The organism is Rhizobium sp. MHM7A (assembly GCF_005862215.1).
Classification (GTDB): Bacteria; Pseudomonadota; Alphaproteobacteria; order Rhizobiales; family Rhizobiaceae; genus Rhizobium; species Rhizobium bangladeshense.
The window spans coordinates 197078-211365 of sequence record NZ_VCHT01000007.1 but is presented as its reverse complement, the minus strand read 5'-3'; the positions used below and the strand labels follow the sequence as shown (position 1 = coordinate 211365).

16 protein-coding genes and 1 tRNA gene are annotated in these 14288 nt (G+C 61.0%); 10 read left to right on the top strand and 7 right to left on the bottom strand.

The window, feature by feature from the left end; translation table 11 throughout:
• Nucleotides 1-139 precede the first annotated feature (139 nt).
• The 4 genes from FFR93_RS22985 to FFR93_RS40995 all read left to right on the top strand — a co-directional run bounded on the left by FFR93_RS22985 (nt 140) and on the right by FFR93_RS40995 (nt 3499).
• On the top strand, nt 140-1084 hold the full coding sequence (locus FFR93_RS22985; RefSeq protein ID WP_064708713.1) for a tripartite tricarboxylate transporter substrate binding protein: 945 nt from the start codon (nt 140-142) through the stop codon (nt 1082-1084).
• Nucleotides 1081-1572 (top strand): tripartite tricarboxylate transporter TctB family protein, encoded by a 492-nt coding sequence (locus FFR93_RS22980; protein ID WP_064708714.1) that lies wholly within the window; start codon nt 1081-1083, stop codon nt 1570-1572. The genes FFR93_RS22985 and FFR93_RS22980 overlap by 4 nt, the downstream gene beginning before the upstream one ends.
• Before the next feature lie 82 nt (nt 1573-1654).
• The gene (locus FFR93_RS22975) at nt 1655-3172 is read left to right on the top strand and encodes a tripartite tricarboxylate transporter permease (protein WP_064708715.1); all 1518 of its coding nucleotides are present in this window, start codon (nt 1655-1657) and stop codon (nt 3170-3172) included.
• Between the two features lie 156 nt (nt 3173-3328).
• Entirely contained in the window at nt 3329-3499 is a 171-nt protein-coding gene (locus FFR93_RS40995; protein WP_092751668.1) for a hypothetical protein, read from the top strand.
• A gap of 120 nt (nt 3500-3619) precedes the next feature.
• Here FFR93_RS40995 and FFR93_RS22970 read toward each other — a convergent pair whose 3' ends face one another.
• Nucleotides 3620-4711 carry a DUF475 domain-containing protein gene (locus tag FFR93_RS22970; RefSeq protein ID WP_138394892.1) on the bottom strand — a complete coding sequence of 364 codons (1092 nt, stop codon included), beginning with the start codon at nt 4709-4711 and terminating at the stop codon, nt 3620-3622.
• A 346-nt stretch (nt 4712-5057) separates the two neighbouring features.
• On the opposite strand from FFR93_RS22970, the gene FFR93_RS22965 reads away from it, so the two are divergent.
• Both FFR93_RS22965 and FFR93_RS22960 read left to right on the top strand, forming a co-directional pair.
• Nucleotides 5058-5276, top strand: coding sequence for a hypothetical protein (locus FFR93_RS22965; protein WP_171049242.1), 219 nt, complete (start codon nt 5058-5060; stop codon nt 5274-5276).
• A gap of 44 nt (nt 5277-5320) precedes the next feature.
• The gene (locus tag FFR93_RS22960) at nt 5321-5500 is read left to right on the top strand and encodes a hypothetical protein (RefSeq protein WP_138394891.1); all 180 of its coding nucleotides are present in this window, start codon (nt 5321-5323) and stop codon (nt 5498-5500) included.
• Between the two features lie 52 nt (nt 5501-5552).
• Here FFR93_RS22960 and FFR93_RS22955 read toward each other — a convergent pair whose 3' ends face one another.
• Nucleotides 5553-6065 (bottom strand): MgtC/SapB family protein, encoded by a 513-nt coding sequence (locus tag FFR93_RS22955; RefSeq protein ID WP_138394890.1) that lies wholly within the window; start codon nt 6063-6065, stop codon nt 5553-5555.
• A gap of 221 nt (nt 6066-6286) precedes the next feature.
• Between FFR93_RS22955 and FFR93_RS22950 the strand changes: the two genes are divergently transcribed.
• Nucleotides 6287-7003 carry a hypothetical protein gene (locus tag FFR93_RS22950; protein ID WP_138394889.1) on the top strand — a complete coding sequence of 239 codons (717 nt, stop codon included), beginning with the start codon at nt 6287-6289 and terminating at the stop codon, nt 7001-7003.
• Nucleotides 7004-7009: 6 nt separating this feature from the next.
• On the opposite strand, the gene FFR93_RS22945 is transcribed toward FFR93_RS22950, so the two are convergent.
• From FFR93_RS22945 to cpdR1, 4 genes are all read right to left on the bottom strand, one after another.
• On the bottom strand, nt 7010-7504 hold the full coding sequence (locus tag FFR93_RS22945) for a hypothetical protein (RefSeq protein ID WP_138394888.1): 495 nt from the start codon (nt 7502-7504) through the stop codon (nt 7010-7012).
• A 435-nt stretch (nt 7505-7939) separates the two neighbouring features.
• Complete coding sequence (locus FFR93_RS22940; RefSeq protein WP_138394887.1) at nt 7940-8983, bottom strand: porin; 1044 nt, start codon at nt 8981-8983, stop codon at nt 7940-7942.
• 710 nt (nt 8984-9693) lie between these two features.
• Nucleotides 9694-9768, bottom strand: a tRNA-Val gene (locus FFR93_RS22935).
• Nucleotides 9769-9852: 84 nt separating this feature from the next.
• Nucleotides 9853-10215, bottom strand: coding sequence for a response regulator CpdR1 (cpdR1, locus tag FFR93_RS22930; RefSeq protein WP_003542883.1), 363 nt, complete (start codon nt 10213-10215; stop codon nt 9853-9855).
• Nucleotides 10216-10403: 188 nt separating this feature from the next.
• Here cpdR1 and FFR93_RS22925 point away from each other — a divergent pair, with 188 nt between their 5' ends.
• Both FFR93_RS22925 and hisN read left to right on the top strand, forming a co-directional pair.
• A complete protein-coding gene (locus tag FFR93_RS22925; RefSeq protein ID WP_138394886.1) occupies nt 10404-11285 on the top strand; it encodes an N-formylglutamate amidohydrolase in 882 nt (293 codons plus the stop codon).
• A 267-nt stretch (nt 11286-11552) separates the two neighbouring features.
• Nucleotides 11553-12326, top strand: a complete 774-nt coding sequence (gene hisN, locus FFR93_RS22920; RefSeq protein WP_064708723.1) for a histidinol-phosphatase — start codon at nt 11553-11555, stop codon at nt 12324-12326.
• A gap of 15 nt (nt 12327-12341) precedes the next feature.
• Here hisN and FFR93_RS22915 read toward each other — a convergent pair whose 3' ends face one another.
• Complete coding sequence (locus FFR93_RS22915) at nt 12342-13316, bottom strand: alpha/beta hydrolase (protein ID WP_064712188.1); 975 nt, start codon at nt 13314-13316, stop codon at nt 12342-12344.
• Nucleotides 13317-13816: 500 nt separating this feature from the next.
• Here FFR93_RS22915 and FFR93_RS22910 point away from each other — a divergent pair, with 500 nt between their 5' ends.
• Nucleotides 13817-14287 carry an Hsp20 family protein gene (locus FFR93_RS22910; protein ID WP_064708725.1) on the top strand — a complete coding sequence of 157 codons (471 nt, stop codon included), beginning with the start codon at nt 13817-13819 and terminating at the stop codon, nt 14285-14287.
• Nucleotide 14288: the final 1 nt, after the last annotated feature.

Below are 14288 nucleotides of genomic sequence, written 5' to 3'. Positions count from 1 at the left end.
CTCCGTGGAGGCGGAGAATTGAAGCCTTGGGAGGCATTCCGCTCGTCATTCAGGACAACTGCGTCCACTGGCCGGCCACCCCTCCCGATTCACTCGAGAATAACAGGCGGTTCGCTCAGCCGCCCACGGAGGACACATCGTGAAGCATACGTTCATCGCAACCATTCTTGCAGCCGCCATCGCGCTGCCGGCCTATGCGGCCGACTACACCATCATCGCGCCGGCCGCTCCCGGCGGCGGTTGGGACCAGACAGCCCGTTCGCTGCAGACTGCGCTGCAGCAGGAGAAGATCTCCGGCAACGTGCAGGTCCAGAACGTTCCGGGCGCCGGCGGCACTATCGGCCTTGCCCAGTTCAGCAGCCAGGCGGCCGGCAATCCGAACTCGCTGATCGTCGGCGGCTATGTCATGGTCGGCGCCATCCTCACCAACAAGTCGCCGGTAACGCTTAAGGACGTCACGCCGATCGCCCGGCTGACCGGCGAATATGAGGCCGTCGTCGTTCCCGCCTCGTCCGATATCAAGACGATGGCCGATCTGGTCGCAGCGCTGAAGAAGGATCCGGGAGCGGTTTCCTGGGGCGGCGGTTCGGCCGGCGGCACCGACCACATCACCGTCGGCCTGATTGCCAAGGCGTCCGGCGTCGACCCGACCAAGATCAACTATGTCGCCTTTTCCGGCGGCGGCGAGGCGCTTGCCGCTATTCTCGGCGGCCAGGTCACGGCCGGCGTGTCGAGCTACAGCGAGTTTGCGTCGCAGGTGAAAGCGGGCACGCTGCGTCTTCTTGCCGTATCGAGCGACAAGCGCATTGATGGCGTTGATGCCCCGACGCTGAAGGAAGCAGGCACCGATGTCAGCATCCAGAACTGGCGTATGGTTGCCGCTGCGCCCGGCCTGTCGGCGGAGCAGGTCGCGGCCATCACTTCCGATTTCGAGAAACTGCACAGCTCCGCCGCCTGGCAGGAAATCCTGAAGACCAAGGGCTGGGCCGACACCTATCTGTCCGGCGACGCCTTCAAGGCGCAGCTCGAAAAGGATGTCGCCGCCACTGAAGGCATTCTCAAAGAGATCGGACTTGTTCAATGAGCGGGGATAACACCTCCTCGGCAACCACGCGCCGCCCTGATTGGGCGGCGTTCACCATTGCCGTTTTCCTCTTCGCCGTCGCCGGCGTGATGGCCTGGGATGCACTGCATCTGAAGACGATCGCGCAGTACGACCGCATCGGCCCGGCCACGATGCCCCAGGTGGTGGCATTCGGCCTCTTCTGTCTTGGGATCTGGACCGTCGCCGAAGCCTGGCGTGGCGAGTTTCCGGAACGCGATCGGCAGGAAGTGGCGCCCGTCATCTGGATTATCGCGGGTCTCGTCGGACAGATGCTGCTTCTGCGCCTCGCCGGTTTCTCGATCGCGACCGGCCTGCTGTTTGCGCTCACGGCACGCGGCTTCGGCAAACGCAAGCTCTGGATCTCGCTGCCGTTTGGCATAGCCTTCAGCTTTGTCGTCTGGGCGATCTTCTCGCAGCTGCTGCAGCTGACGCTGCCGGCCGGTCCGCTCGAACGCCTGTTCTTCTGACGGCGCGCGCCGTCAGCACTTTTGATTATTGCGCAGCGCCGGATAGCGTCACGCACGGCCGGAACGCGCTTGGGATATCAAGATGAGCACATTCGAATTCCTATGGCAGGGGATCCTGGTTGCGATGCAGCCGATGAACCTGGTTTATGCGCTGGTCGGCGTGACGCTCGGCACCGCCGTCGGCGTGCTGCCCGGCATCGGACCTGCACTCACCGTGGCGCTGCTGTTGCCCGCAACCTACAAGCTCGACCCCGGCGGTTCGCTGATCATGTTCGCGGGCATCTATTACGGCGGCATGTATGGCGGTTCGACCACCTCGATCCTGCTGAACACGCCGGGAGAAAGTGCGTCGATCGTCACGGCGCTCGAGGGCAACAAGATGGCGCGCGCCGGGCGCGGCGGACCGGCGCTGGCGACGGCGGCAATCGGATCTTTCGTGGCCGGCCTGCTCGCCACGCTCGGGCTCGCCTTCATCGCGCCCTATATCGTCAAGCTGGCGCTGGTCTTCGGGCCGCGTGAATATTTCGCGCTGATGGTGCTCGCCTTTGTCACCGTCTCCTCAGCCTTCGGCGATTCAGCCCTTCGGGGCCTGACCTCGCTGTTCATCGGTTTTGCGCTCGCCATGGTCGGCATCGATCAGCAGACAGGGCAGGCGCGGCTTTCCTTCGGCATACCAGACCTGCTTGATGGTATCGAGGTGACGACGCTCGCGGTGGCAATGTTCGCGATCGGCGAGACGCTCTATATTGCCGCACAGGGCAACCGGCTTGAGGACAAGGTCGAGGCCGTCAAGGGCTCGCTCTGGATGAACGCGCAGGACTGGGCGCGCTCCTGGAAAGCCTGGCTGCGCGGCGCGGCGATTGGCTTTCCGATCGGCGCCATGCCGGCGGGTGGTGCCGAAATCGGCACCTTCCTGTCCTACGCTACCGAAAAGCGGCTGGCAAAGAACCCCGAGGAGTTCGGCCACGGCGCCATCGAAGGCGTGGCCGGCCCTGAGGCGGCGAACAACGCATCTGCGGCCGGCACGCTGGTGCCGCTGCTGACGCTCGGCCTGCCGACGACGGCAACGGCGGCGATCATGCTTGCCGGCTTCCAGCAATACGGGCTGCAGCCCGGACCGTTGCTGTTTGCCACCAATCCGCAGCTTGTCTGGGGCCTGATCGCGAGCCTGCTCATCGCCAACGCGATGCTGCTGGTCTTGAACCTGCCGATGATCGGCCTTTGGGTGCGGCTGCTGACCATTCCAAGGCCGTGGCTCTATGCGGGCATCCTGCTGTTTGCAACGCTCGGAACGATCGGCGCCAATCCGTCGGTCTTCGAGCTCGGCATGCTGCTCGCCTTCGGCCTGCTCGGCTACGTAATGCGCCTCTTCGGTTATCCGATTGCGCCCACTGTCGTCGGCCTGATCCTCGGGCCCCTTGCTGAACAGCAACTGCGCCGTGCGCTAGCGATCAGCCAGGGCGACGTCGCGACGCTTGTGATGTCGCCGATCGCGGCAGGACTTCTCATCGTTGCGGCCGCCGCCTTCCTCATCCCGCTGATCCTGCGCATTCGCGGCAGGGGCCAGGTGCTGTCGCAGTTGGCGGCAAACGAAGACTAGAAGAAAAAGACAACCTTACCCCTGCCTCGAGGCCGGCCATGGAAACATGCGCCGGCCTCTTCTTTTTGCATAGCTGAGGTGATTTTACGTGCATTGTGGATCGGCCCGCGTACTGCCATCTATAGATGGTCTATCGTAGAGAAAGAGGTAAGGACAATGTCCGCAATTCGTAATTCAGTCCGCGCCGGCTTCCTGGGCCGTGCATTTGCTACGCTGAGCGCCGCAAATGCCGTGAGCGCCGCTGTCGAAGCTGGCCGCCGTCCGCGCGCCCGCGATCTCAAGGAACTTGGTATCGACCCGGCCTCCTTCGGTCAGGTCATCCGGTAAGCCTTTCAAAGGCATGCATGAATGAGATAGCCCGCAACCGGATGGTCGCGGGGTTTATTTTTGTCCAAATGACAGCCGCAACGCCGAAACGCGTTGCGATCCTCAAATCGTCATGCCAGGTCAGGCGTGCAGTTCTTCCCGCCGGCCGGCGTGATCTTCCACCTGTGCGCGCCGGTTGTGGCGAATGGACGACCAGAGCGACAGGCCGATCAAGATCGCGCCGCCGAGGCCGGTAATCACCTCGGGAATGTGCACCAGGGTCTGCGCATACATGATCACCGAGAGGATCAGGATGGCGTAGAAGGCGCCGTGTTCGAGGTAGCGATATTCGGCGAGCGTTCCCTTCTCCACCAGCATGATCGTCATCGAGCGCACATACATGGCGCCGATGCCGAGGCCGATCGCGATGACGAAAAGGTTCTGCGTTAAGGCGAAGGCGCCGATGACGCCGTCGAAGGAGAAGCTGGCGTCCAGCACCTCCAGATAGATGAAGGCGCCGAGGCCACCCTTGGCGGCAGCGCTCATCGTCTGTTGCGAGGCATCGAGCAGCTCGCCGACAATCTCGACCGCGAGGAAGGTGAGCAGCCCGTAGATGGCGCAATGGACGAAGACGCTGGCTTCCTCGCCGCCGATCAGCCAGGAGAACACAAGCATCAGCGCCAGCACGAAGGCGATCTCGATGCCCCTGATGGTAGCCGAGCGCGCCATCACCTTTTCCAGGCCGCGAAGCCAGTGGATTTTCTTTTCATAGTCGAAGAAGTAGCTGAGGCCGACCATCATCAGGAAGGTGCCGCCAAAAGCCGCGATCGGCAGATGCGCATCGTTCATGATGCGGGCATATTCCTCGGGCTGGCGGGCAGCGAGCACCAGGGCGTCCCAGGGGCCGATCCGTGCCGCGATCGCGACGATCGCCAGCGGAAAGACAATGCGCATGCCGAAGACGGCAATGATGATGCCCCAGGTGAGGAATCGTTTCTGCCAGAGCGGCGTCATCTCCTTCAGCTTGTTCGCATTGACGATGGCATTGTCGAAGGAGAGCGAAATCTCCAGCACCGCAAGCACGGCACAGATGAAGAAGACGGTTGCCATGCCGCCGATCGTGCCCGTCGTCTGCCATCCGAGCACGGCGCCGAGAACGAGGCCGAGGGCAGTGACGATGAAAGCCCAGCGGAAATAGCTGAGCGAGGATTTATCGGTCCCGGTCTGGTTCATGGCCGCACCCCGCGGCAACAAACATTCCTGGAGAGGGTGAAGAGGGAAAAACGCGGCACACCACAATGGGCATGCGGATAAGGCATGGTGAGCTTTTTCATCGATGAAAAATCCGCCGGCTGAGCTGCAGGCGGTACCGACATCACGAGAGCGCCGTAAAAACTCTCGCCAGAGGGGCCCGGCACCAATGTTCCCCCGTAGCCGATGTCTGGAAGGCTGCGGGATAGGCTCTAGGTAATCAACTTCCCAAACCAGTCAAGGCCAATCACGACAGGGAAATCGGCAAATTTTCGGGAACCATCCGGCACCCTGCCCGTTAGAGCTTGGTTGAGCTTAAAGGAGGCCGATGATGCACACTTCGACCCATATCCCTGACAAACGCACGGAAGCGTCCGACCGCATGAAGCGGGCGAGACCGAACCGTATGCAGAAGGCGCAGGTGCTCCCGCCGCATCATGTCGACCTGACTCTGACGCCCGGCGTCATCCATGACATTCATGTGCCGGCCCATGTCACCGGTGCCGACCTGTCTAAGGGCGGTCCCGACATCAAAAGCAAGAAATGAAGCTGTCCTTTTGCACTTCGACAATAATTGAGGATGAGAAGCATATGACCGTGAACTTTGTGCCCCGCGATATCTTCATCCGGCACGAAAACGAATGGAAGGCAATCCGTGAGGCGGCCGACGAACGCATCAATATCGGCAGGCATCAGAAACAGCCCACTACATCCATGATTCACCCGGCATCGGTCGGGAAAGGTGATGCTTCGGCCGCACGCCCCGAATAGACAGCACACAATTATTCAGCATGAGCGCCCGGCATGATGCCGGGCGTTTTGCTTATCGACGCTCATCCCCATCGACACGTTGCCCGGAATTATAGCCGAGCCACTGCTCCAGCTTGCCGAAGGCGAAGAGGACGCAAATTGCGGCAAGCGTCGTGAAGAAGGCAACCGGCCAATAACCGAAGCCCATGGCGAGCCCGATCGCGCCGGAGAGCCACATGCCTGCGCCTGTTGTGAGCCCGTGGATGCGACCTCTGGCAAAGACGATCATGCCGGCGGCCAGGAAGGCGACACCTGCGGTCACCGCTTCGATGACGCGCAGCGGATCGATGCGGACCTGCTGGACATCGACGAAACCCGGCATATGAACGGCCTCGATCGAAATGATGGCGAAGAGGGCAGCGGCAAGGCTGATCAGTATGTGAGTACGGAAGCCTGCGGGGCGATCGCGCGCCTCTCGTTCGAAGCCGATAAGGCCACCGAAGACAACGGCGCCCAGCAGGCGGGCAAAGATGACGGGATAGTGGATACGCGATGCCGGTATCATATCGGCGATAATAAGATCCATGGACTCTCCTTCAGGGACGTCGGATTCTTCGCTGGCTAACGTCTGAGCCTGGGATTTGTTCGGCGTTTGCCCGCCATGCGTTTCGACCTCTGCGCTGGTCCCTGCGATCGGACCTGGCCGCTCGAGGGAAGGAGCGGTGGAGGAATGATCATCCTTTCGCCGCGCCAACCTTTCGGAAAGGATTAGGCGGCGATAATCCCGGCCTCAAGGGATTCGGACAAATGGCCAAGACAGCGACACGCGGCCGCCGCAAGGCGCCGGCGAGAGGAAAGAGCAGGGCGCGAAGCGGCGGCGGACTGCTGCCTTGGATGGTGATCGGTATTGCCGCATTCGCGGGCATCGCCGCCCATGACAATTGGAAGAATATCAAGCCGATGCTCGCCAAAGAGCCGGCTGCGACGATCCGGGAGATCGCGGAGACGAAGCCCGCGGTCAGAAAGGATTCGCCGCCGAAACAGGTGGCGCTTGCCGCGCCGGCGCCAAAAGTGGCGCTGCCTGCGCAGCTGTCGCCACCGGCGGCCATTCCCACGCCGACTGCTCAGCCGGTAAAGGCCACGCCGGCGGCTTCTTCTCCCGCGACCTCGGAAACCGGGACGGCCGCCTTCGGCTATTGTGGTCAGGGTGCTCACATCAACTGCGTCGGCGACGGCGGCGTCTTCTGGTACAAAGGCGAAAAGATTGTCATTGCCGACATGGCAGGCCCGGTGGCCCACCAGGCCCGCTGTGACGACGAACGCAGGATAGCCTTTGCCGCCAAATTGCGTCTGCTGGCGCTTCTGAACGCCGGCCCCTTCACCATGAATGCGGCTGGAAAGACCGATCCCTCAGGCGCCCCGCGGATCGTCTCGCGCGACGGGCGCTCTTTCGGCGCGCAGCTGATCAAGGAAGGGCTAGCCCGCAAGCCGGGGACGGCCGGCGGCGCATGGTGCGCCGCCTGACGGGAGCTATTTTCCCTTTTTCACTAGCTTGCCGCCGGTGCGGAAGCTGCCGGTGAAGGAGGAGTCCTTGCTTTCCGCGGTGCATTCGATCGCGATCGGCTTGCCGGCATAGGGATTGCCGAAGGTGCAGAAGCCGGCGACCTTGACCTGGCCGGTCATCCTGTTGCCGACGCCCGTTGTGACGAGGCTCAACGGCAGGCGGGCATTGCCGTTGGAGGCTGGCTTGATGCCGCTGCCATCGCCCTGGAAGCCGAGCGCCTTTCCATCTGAAGTGAAGATGAAGGTTACCGAACCGTTGGCCAGCGTGACGCTGGCAAGCTCGTTTTTGCAGCCCTTGGTCGCGTCGAACTTTGCGACGACCAGTTTGGCGCATTTGCCGGAAAGCGTGATGACGCCAGTGGCGCCGGGAAATGTCTCACGCGGGGAGGCCGGCGCGGCAGAGGCTGGCAATGCGAAGACCGCGGCAACAAAGCCGGCGGCAACAAGCGCGGATAACTTCATTTCGATCTCAAATCCCATGTCCTGGCGAGGCGAATCACCGCCTCACCTGCGATTCGCCATGGCATGGCTCTGTGTCCGAATTTGGTTCCGCTGTTGCTGCGGCGCAAAAGATTTCGCCAGGCTGACACACCGATCGGCGGCAGATGAGCGGAATATCGGTTGGACTTGCCGGCAATAGATCCAGCAACGGCCTAAGCCTGCGAACATCTGCGACGTAGCGACGTGAAGTGTCAGCGCATCGGTCCGAAAATCGGAATCGATTTGGGAAGTGCGATGCGTAGATTCATGGTGTTGGAGCGTCCTTTGTGCGTCCGACAGGATGCACGTCTGCTCAAGGGGAATGGGCCCAGGCAGGGAAGTCCAGGCCCATTCTTTCCCGATCGGAGGTCAGTCAGATCAGGAATTTACAGCTGCCGGTCCAGCCGGCAGCCTCTATTAGAACGCGCGCTGCAGGCGGAAGAAGCCCGAGGTTACGTCTTCAGCATTGTCCGGATCGAGGTATTGAACTGAAACCTTCGTCGAGAGGTTGTCAACGATCTGGTAGTCGATCGTTACGCCGGCCTTCCAGGCGCTGACGTCGTCGTTGAACTCGCCAGCGGTGACGCCATAGTTGTCGTAGTACTGAACAGCCGGAGTGATTTTCAGCTTGTCAGTCGCCTTGATGGCGTATTCGGCAGCGATCGCCCATTCAGCCTTGGTGTAGTAGGCATTCGGGTTGGATGCGTAGACAACTGCGAGGCCGAGGGTGCCCGGACCGACAGCAACCGTACCCATTGCACGGACGGCGCCTTCTTCGTTGTCGGTGTCGTAACCAGCGGTGATCTGATAGCTGAAGATGCCCGCCTTGCCGCCGAGACCGATTGCAACGCCGACATTGTTGGGGGTTTCGCCATTGTAGAACGGGCCGTCTTCCAGCTCGTCGACGCTGATGCCAGCGTAGAAAGCGTCGGTTTCGTACTGATAACGGATGGAGTTATGCAGCGTGACCGGAGAACCGATATCGTCGGTTTCGCCGGAGAGGCCGTCGTCCCACCAGCTGTAGAACAGACCAGCGCGGAAGCCCGCGATGTCAAGGTAGGCGGAGTCAAGGATAGCCTTCTGGGCCGAAGCGTTGTCAGCATTGAACTGCATGACGATGACGCCGGTCAGAGGACCATATTCGGTGTCGCTCTTGGCGGTGAACTGAACCTGGCCGCGAGTACGGGCGTCCCAGTCCGAGTCGTTGGGGACAGAACCGCCGCCACCAGCGCCGATCGAGCTGGCGTTCGGAGCAACGTCAACCTGGAAACGGATGTAGCCGTTGATCTTCAGGCAGGTCTCGGTGCCGGGGATGTAGAAGTAGCCGGTGCCGTAAGCGTCGCAGACGCGAACATATTCAACAGGTTCCGGTTCGGCGGCAACGATAGCGTCAGCAGCCTGAGCGCCGGATACTGCTGCGAGAGCAGCAGCGGAGCCGAGAAGAAGGCTCTTGATGTTCATGGAATAACCTCCAGTTCAGATGCAGAAGGATGAAGAGCGTTGCCATCGGCAGTCCCTACGGATCTTCACCCCGTGTGATCGAGGCGGCACCTTCTTTGCTCGGTGCCTGCCTCGCCGCGGAAGTTACATAAGCGATGTTGCACCGCAACGTCATTGTCGATCATGACAGCAGTCTGCATCGGCTATGTTGCTGAAATAACACGCGTTTTGTCACAAACCCGTCATCTGTTCGTCACAAAACCGCAGCTTCGGGATAGGTGGGCAACGAGGGGCTGAGCACTTAGCAATCGCATGCAATTGATGCTCGAATGAGCGCGTTCTTATATGCGAGCGCGCCACAAATGTGCACGAGTCAAAGCAAGGTCAGTAAAAAGACTGCCTGGACATGCCGATCGATCGGTGCACCGATCGCGATGATTGCCACACCCTCAACCTCGGGCGCAAAACTGTGCAGGTAAACGAAACCGAAGAGGCCAACCCAGCCCAGGGCGAGGCGATCGATTATGGATATCGCCTTACGTGTCCGCGTCCTTTCATCTGCCCCTGCTACCTGCGTGGATGGTCATCCCACAGCCGATCGATATCCCGCCCGATCTGGTCGGAGCAAATCACGCAACCCCTTTAGGATAAAGGCTGGATTCAGGCCACGCAGTCTCGATGAATGAAAATCCTCGAGTCGGAGATCTGTCAATGATGTCAGGGAGATCGGATGGTGGGCGTGACAGGGATTGAACCTGTGACCCCTACGATGTCAACGTAGTGCTCTCCCGCTGAGCTACACGCCCATCCGATGGCGGCGCATAGATCACAAAACCTTCGGAGCCGTCAATAGGCTTTTTTCAGTTTTGTGACGCGCTGCCCGGCAAGCCTTATGCGGCAAGCATTTTATTGACCTCGTCGACGAGGTCGCGGAGGTGGAAAGGCTTGGAAAGGACCTTGGCATCCTTCGGTGCCTTCGAATCGGGGTTCAGCGCCACGGCGGCAAAACCTGTGATGAACATCACCTTCAGATCGGGGTCGAGTTCGGTGGCCCGGCGCGCCAGCTCGATGCCATCCATCTCGGGCATGACGATATCGGTCAGCAGCAGGGAAAACGGCTCCTCGCGCAGCCGGTCATAGGCGCTGGCGCCATTGTCATAAGAAAGGACCTTGTAACCGGCCTTTTCCAGCGCTTTCACCAGGAAGCGGCGCATGTCGTTGTCGTCTTCGGCGAGAAGTATCTTCTGAGTCATCAATCCAGACCGCTGATCAATAGGTTTTTGGTGGGCTGCCAGCCGTTTACACTAGTCTTTGCCCGGTAAACAACCGGTGAATTGCCTGTGCGTGATCGTCATCCCTCCTACATAGTATGGACTTGAGGGCGGGCAACTGGCAACATGGACGAAGCAGCCAGTTCATGACATGGTAAAGAGGGCCGAAAGTGCCGGAAATCCGCGAATACGAGCTTTTCGAAGTCCATGAGCCCGTGTCGCAGACCATCCCCTTCGTCTACAACTCCCCCCATAGCGGCCGCGTTTATCCACCGGAATTCATCGCCCAGTCGAGACTGGAAGGCATTGCCATCCGCCGTTCGGAGGATCATTACGTCGACGAGCTGTTCGGCTCTGCCGTCGAACTCGGGGCGCCACTGCTCGCCGCCAATTTTCCTCGGGCCTATCTCGACGTCAACCGTGAGCCCTACGAGCTCGATCCCAGGATGTTCGACGGGCTGCTGCCGCCCTATGCCAACGTCAATTCGCTGAGGGTCGCCGGCGGGCTCGGAACCATTCCGCGCATCGTTGCTGAGAACATGGAGATCTATGCGCGGCGGCTGCCGGTGCAGGAGGGCCTCGATCGCGTCGAAGCGGTCTACAAGCCCTATCATGCGGCGCTGCGCCGGCTGATCGCCCGCACCCATGTGCAGTTCGGCTTCGGCGTTCTGATCGACTGCCACTCGATGCCTGGCAATGTGCGCGTCGCAGGCTGTACCGGGCGGCCCGATTTCATCATCGGTGATCGCTACGGCACCAGCGCCTCGGCTGAACTTTCACGCGTCGCCATCGCCATCCTCGAGGAAATGGGCTTCGCGGCGATCCGCAACAAGCCTTATGCCGGAGGCTTCATCACCGAACATTACGGCCGGCCCTCGCGCGGGCTGCATGCGCTGCAGATCGAAGTGAACCGGGCGATTTATGTCGACGAGGTGACGCTGGAGAAGCGCGAGGATTTTGCCGCGGTGGCCGGGGCCGTCACGGATTTCATGCGGCAGATGGCGGAATATGTCGACAAATTCGCCGGTGACCGGGCGCTGGCCGCCGAGTAAAGGCTTCAATCCTCAGAACTCGGACGGTCTCCCCGGCCAAAAAAAACCGCGCTTGTCAGCGCGGCTAAGTCTAGGGAGGAAACACCCAAGGAGGGTATTTACAGTCAGAAGACTGTAATGACGACGCTACTATTGCGTTGCACAAATGTCAAGCAATATATTGCGCTGCGATATCTTTGGGCAGTTTTCATGAAGTTGCCCGCTCCGTTTGCATTCCCGCCAGTTTTCGCTATGAAAAGCCATTCCCGCCAGCCAAACGGTGCCACCATGCTTCCTGACCGTTCATTCTTCAATCGTCTGGCGGAGGTCGCCCGCGCCGAGACGCTGCCCCGCTTCCGCTCCGGCCTCGACGTCACGAACAAACTTTCGTCCGGGTTCGATCCGGTGACGGAAGGTGACCGGGCCGCCGAGTTCGCCATCCGGGCGCTTATCGAGGAGAATTTTCCCGAGCACGGCATTCTCGGCGAGGAGCACGGCGATGTCGGGCTCGACCGGGACTTTGTGTGGGTGATCGATCCTATCGACGGCACGCGCGCCTTCATATCGGGCGTGCCGGTCTGGGGAACGCTGATCGGCCTGCAGAGGCAAGGCCGGGCGATCATGGGCATGATCGAGCAGCCGTTTACCGGCGAACGCTATTTTGCCGACGAGAACGGCTCGATCTATACCGGACCGGAGGGCGAGCGGCGGCTGGTGACGCGCCAGTGCGAGGCGCTTTCGAGCGCCGTCCTGTTCACGACCTCGCCACATCTCTTCGCCGGCGGCGAGATGGAGAAATACCGGGAGATCGAGGGCCAGGTGCGGCTCTTCCGCTATGGGTGCGACTGCTACGCCTATGCGCTGCTTGCCGCCGGCCATATCGACCTCGTCATCGAGAACGGGCTGAAGCCTTATGACGTCGGCGGCATCATTCCCGTCATCGAGGGGGCGGGCGGCATCATCACCACCTGGGACGGCGGACGGCCGGAAAATGGCGGCTCGATCATCGCTGCCGGCAGCCGCGCGGTCTATGAGCAGGCAATCGCCATCCTGCAGCGCTGACTCGGCTGATCCGGCTCACGTGCCGAGGGCGGCGACATCATGGTTTTCCTCGGCATCGCTGCCGGGAATGAAGGCGTGGAAGGCCGCCAGCGCCGCGGCGCGGTAGATATCCCGTTCTTGGAAGATCTCATGGCGAGCGCCGTTGATCGGCACGAGCTGGCCGGCGCGGAAATAACGCGAGAGCCGCTCCTGTGCCGTGTAGGGCACGACACCGTCACGCGTCGGGGCGATGACGATGGTCGGTATGGTGATCGAGAAGAGATGGTTGGGTGAGGTAACACGGTCGATCGTCCGGAAGGCTTCGGTCAGCCAGCGAGCCGTCGGCGGCCCGAGCGTCAATTCCGGATGGGCGTTCATCATCGCAACATTGCGCTCGAAGCGGGTTTCGTCCGAAGTCAAAGGATTGTCGCGGAAGTCCGGCTCCCTGAGCCTCGCGGTCAGCGGTATGAAGCCGAGGCCGGCGGCGGTCAGCGTGCCGGCAAGGGTGCGAATAACGCGGGGCGAGGCCGACTGGCCGGTCAGCCCGATGAAGGGGGCCGACAGCACCATGCGATCGATGCGGGTGGTGAGATAGGGGGCGGCCGACAGCGCGATCAGTCCGCCTGTGGAATGGCCGAGCAGGTAGAAAGGCAGGCGAGTATCCGGCAGCACTATCTTCTTAAGGAAGGTGTCGAGATCGCGCTCGTAATCGGAAAAGCGGCGGATATGGCCGTGATTGCGCCGCTTCAGGAGCCGCGATGAACCGCCCTGGCCGCGTAGGTCGAAGGTCGCGACCCAGAGGCCCTTGGCGGTCAGGTCACGGACGGTCTCAAAATATTTTTCTATATATTCGTTGCGGCCATGGATGATGACGACCGTGCCCTTGGCGACAGGCGCGCCGGAGCGAAAAACGGCATAACGCAGCCGGTGGCCGTCGTGGGTTTCGAAGAACCCTTCGGTACGGTTTTCCGGGGCAGGATTGTCCGGCGTCGAATAGAGAACCTGTTCCATGGCTTGCCAATGCGCCGCTGCTGAATGCTTCGCTAATAAAGCGCCGTGCGTTCGGACGCACAAAGGACGCTCTAATATTTGAATCTACGCATCGTGCTTTCCGAAACCGATTCCGCTTTCAGAAGGCACGATGCGTTAGGGATAGCGCATGGCGCCGGCCTTGGAAAGCGGGGGAAAAAGGGCCGGCGGGAGCGTGAGGGCGCTCACGGCCGGCCCAAGTCTAGACTGAAGAAGAAGGGACGATGCACTTCAGCCATCGGGGCCAGTGTCACCCGACACCATCATGTTTAGGCCGATATGCCTGAACGCGTTCCGAACCGGCCGTTCATGCGCGGTTCACGGCCGTTTGAGGTGATTTCGAAATGGTCTTGAACTCCACGAATCCCATCACCATCTCCATTCTGCGGGTGCCAAAGAGGGCCCGCGCAACCGTCCCGAGACTGCCGAGATGGGGTTTCAGGGCATTTTACCGCAACACGTCGCTTCCCTAGGAGGACATCATGCGTCACGTTGACTTCTCTCCCCTTTATCGCTCGACGGTCGGTTTCGACCGGCTCTTTACCATGCTCGACAGCCTTGCACAGCCGGAGCAGGCGCAAACCTATCCGCCCTATAATATCGAGCGCACCGGTGAAAACACCTATCGCATCACCATGGCGGTCGCCGGTTTCGACGAGACCGAGCTTTCCATCGAAGCCCACGCCCATGTGCTGTCCGTGAAGGGTGAAAAGAACGAGGAAACCGCTGAAGGCGGCGAATTTCTCTATCGTGGCATTGCCAAGCGCGCCTTCGAGCGCCGCTTCCAGCTCGCCGATCATGTCGAGGTGACCGCCGCGTCGCTGAAGAATGGCCTGCTGCACATCGACCTTCTGCGCAACATTCCCGAGGCTATGAAGCCCCGCAAAATCGCGATTGCCGCTGAGCCGGTCGAGGCTCCGAAAGCGATCGAGGCGCAGGTCATTAACGGTTAAC

Coding starts and splice junctions, on each gene's coding strand:
- FFR93_RS22980 (WP_064708714.1), top strand. CDS start 1,081: ATGAGCGGGGATAACACCTCCTCGGCAACCACGCGCCGCCCTGATTGG.
- FFR93_RS22975 (WP_064708715.1), top strand. CDS start 1,655: ATGAGCACATTCGAATTCCTATGGCAGGGGATCCTGGTTGCGATGCAG.
- FFR93_RS40995 (WP_092751668.1), top strand. CDS start 3,329: ATGTCCGCAATTCGTAATTCAGTCCGCGCCGGCTTCCTGGGCCGTGCA.
- FFR93_RS22970 (WP_138394892.1), bottom strand. CDS start 4,711: ATGAACCAGACCGGGACCGATAAATCCTCGCTCAGCTATTTCCGCTGG.
- FFR93_RS22965 (WP_171049242.1), top strand. CDS start 5,058: ATGATGCACACTTCGACCCATATCCCTGACAAACGCACGGAAGCGTCC.
- FFR93_RS22960 (WP_138394891.1), top strand. CDS start 5,321: ATGACCGTGAACTTTGTGCCCCGCGATATCTTCATCCGGCACGAAAAC.
- FFR93_RS22955 (WP_138394890.1), bottom strand. CDS start 6,065: ATGGATCTTATTATCGCCGATATGATACCGGCATCGCGTATCCACTAT.
- FFR93_RS22950 (WP_138394889.1), top strand. CDS start 6,287: ATGGCCAAGACAGCGACACGCGGCCGCCGCAAGGCGCCGGCGAGAGGA.
- FFR93_RS22945 (WP_138394888.1), bottom strand. CDS start 7,504: ATGAAGTTATCCGCGCTTGTTGCCGCCGGCTTTGTTGCCGCGGTCTTC.
- FFR93_RS22940 (WP_138394887.1), bottom strand. CDS start 8,983: ATGAACATCAAGAGCCTTCTTCTCGGCTCCGCTGCTGCTCTCGCAGCA.
- cpdR1 (WP_003542883.1), bottom strand. CDS start 10,215: ATGACTCAGAAGATACTTCTCGCCGAAGACGACAACGACATGCGCCGC.
- hisN (WP_064708723.1), top strand. CDS start 11,553: ATGCTTCCTGACCGTTCATTCTTCAATCGTCTGGCGGAGGTCGCCCGC.
- FFR93_RS22915 (WP_064712188.1), bottom strand. CDS start 13,316: ATGGAACAGGTTCTCTATTCGACGCCGGACAATCCTGCCCCGGAAAAC.
- FFR93_RS22910 (WP_064708725.1), top strand. CDS start 13,817: ATGCGTCACGTTGACTTCTCTCCCCTTTATCGCTCGACGGTCGGTTTC.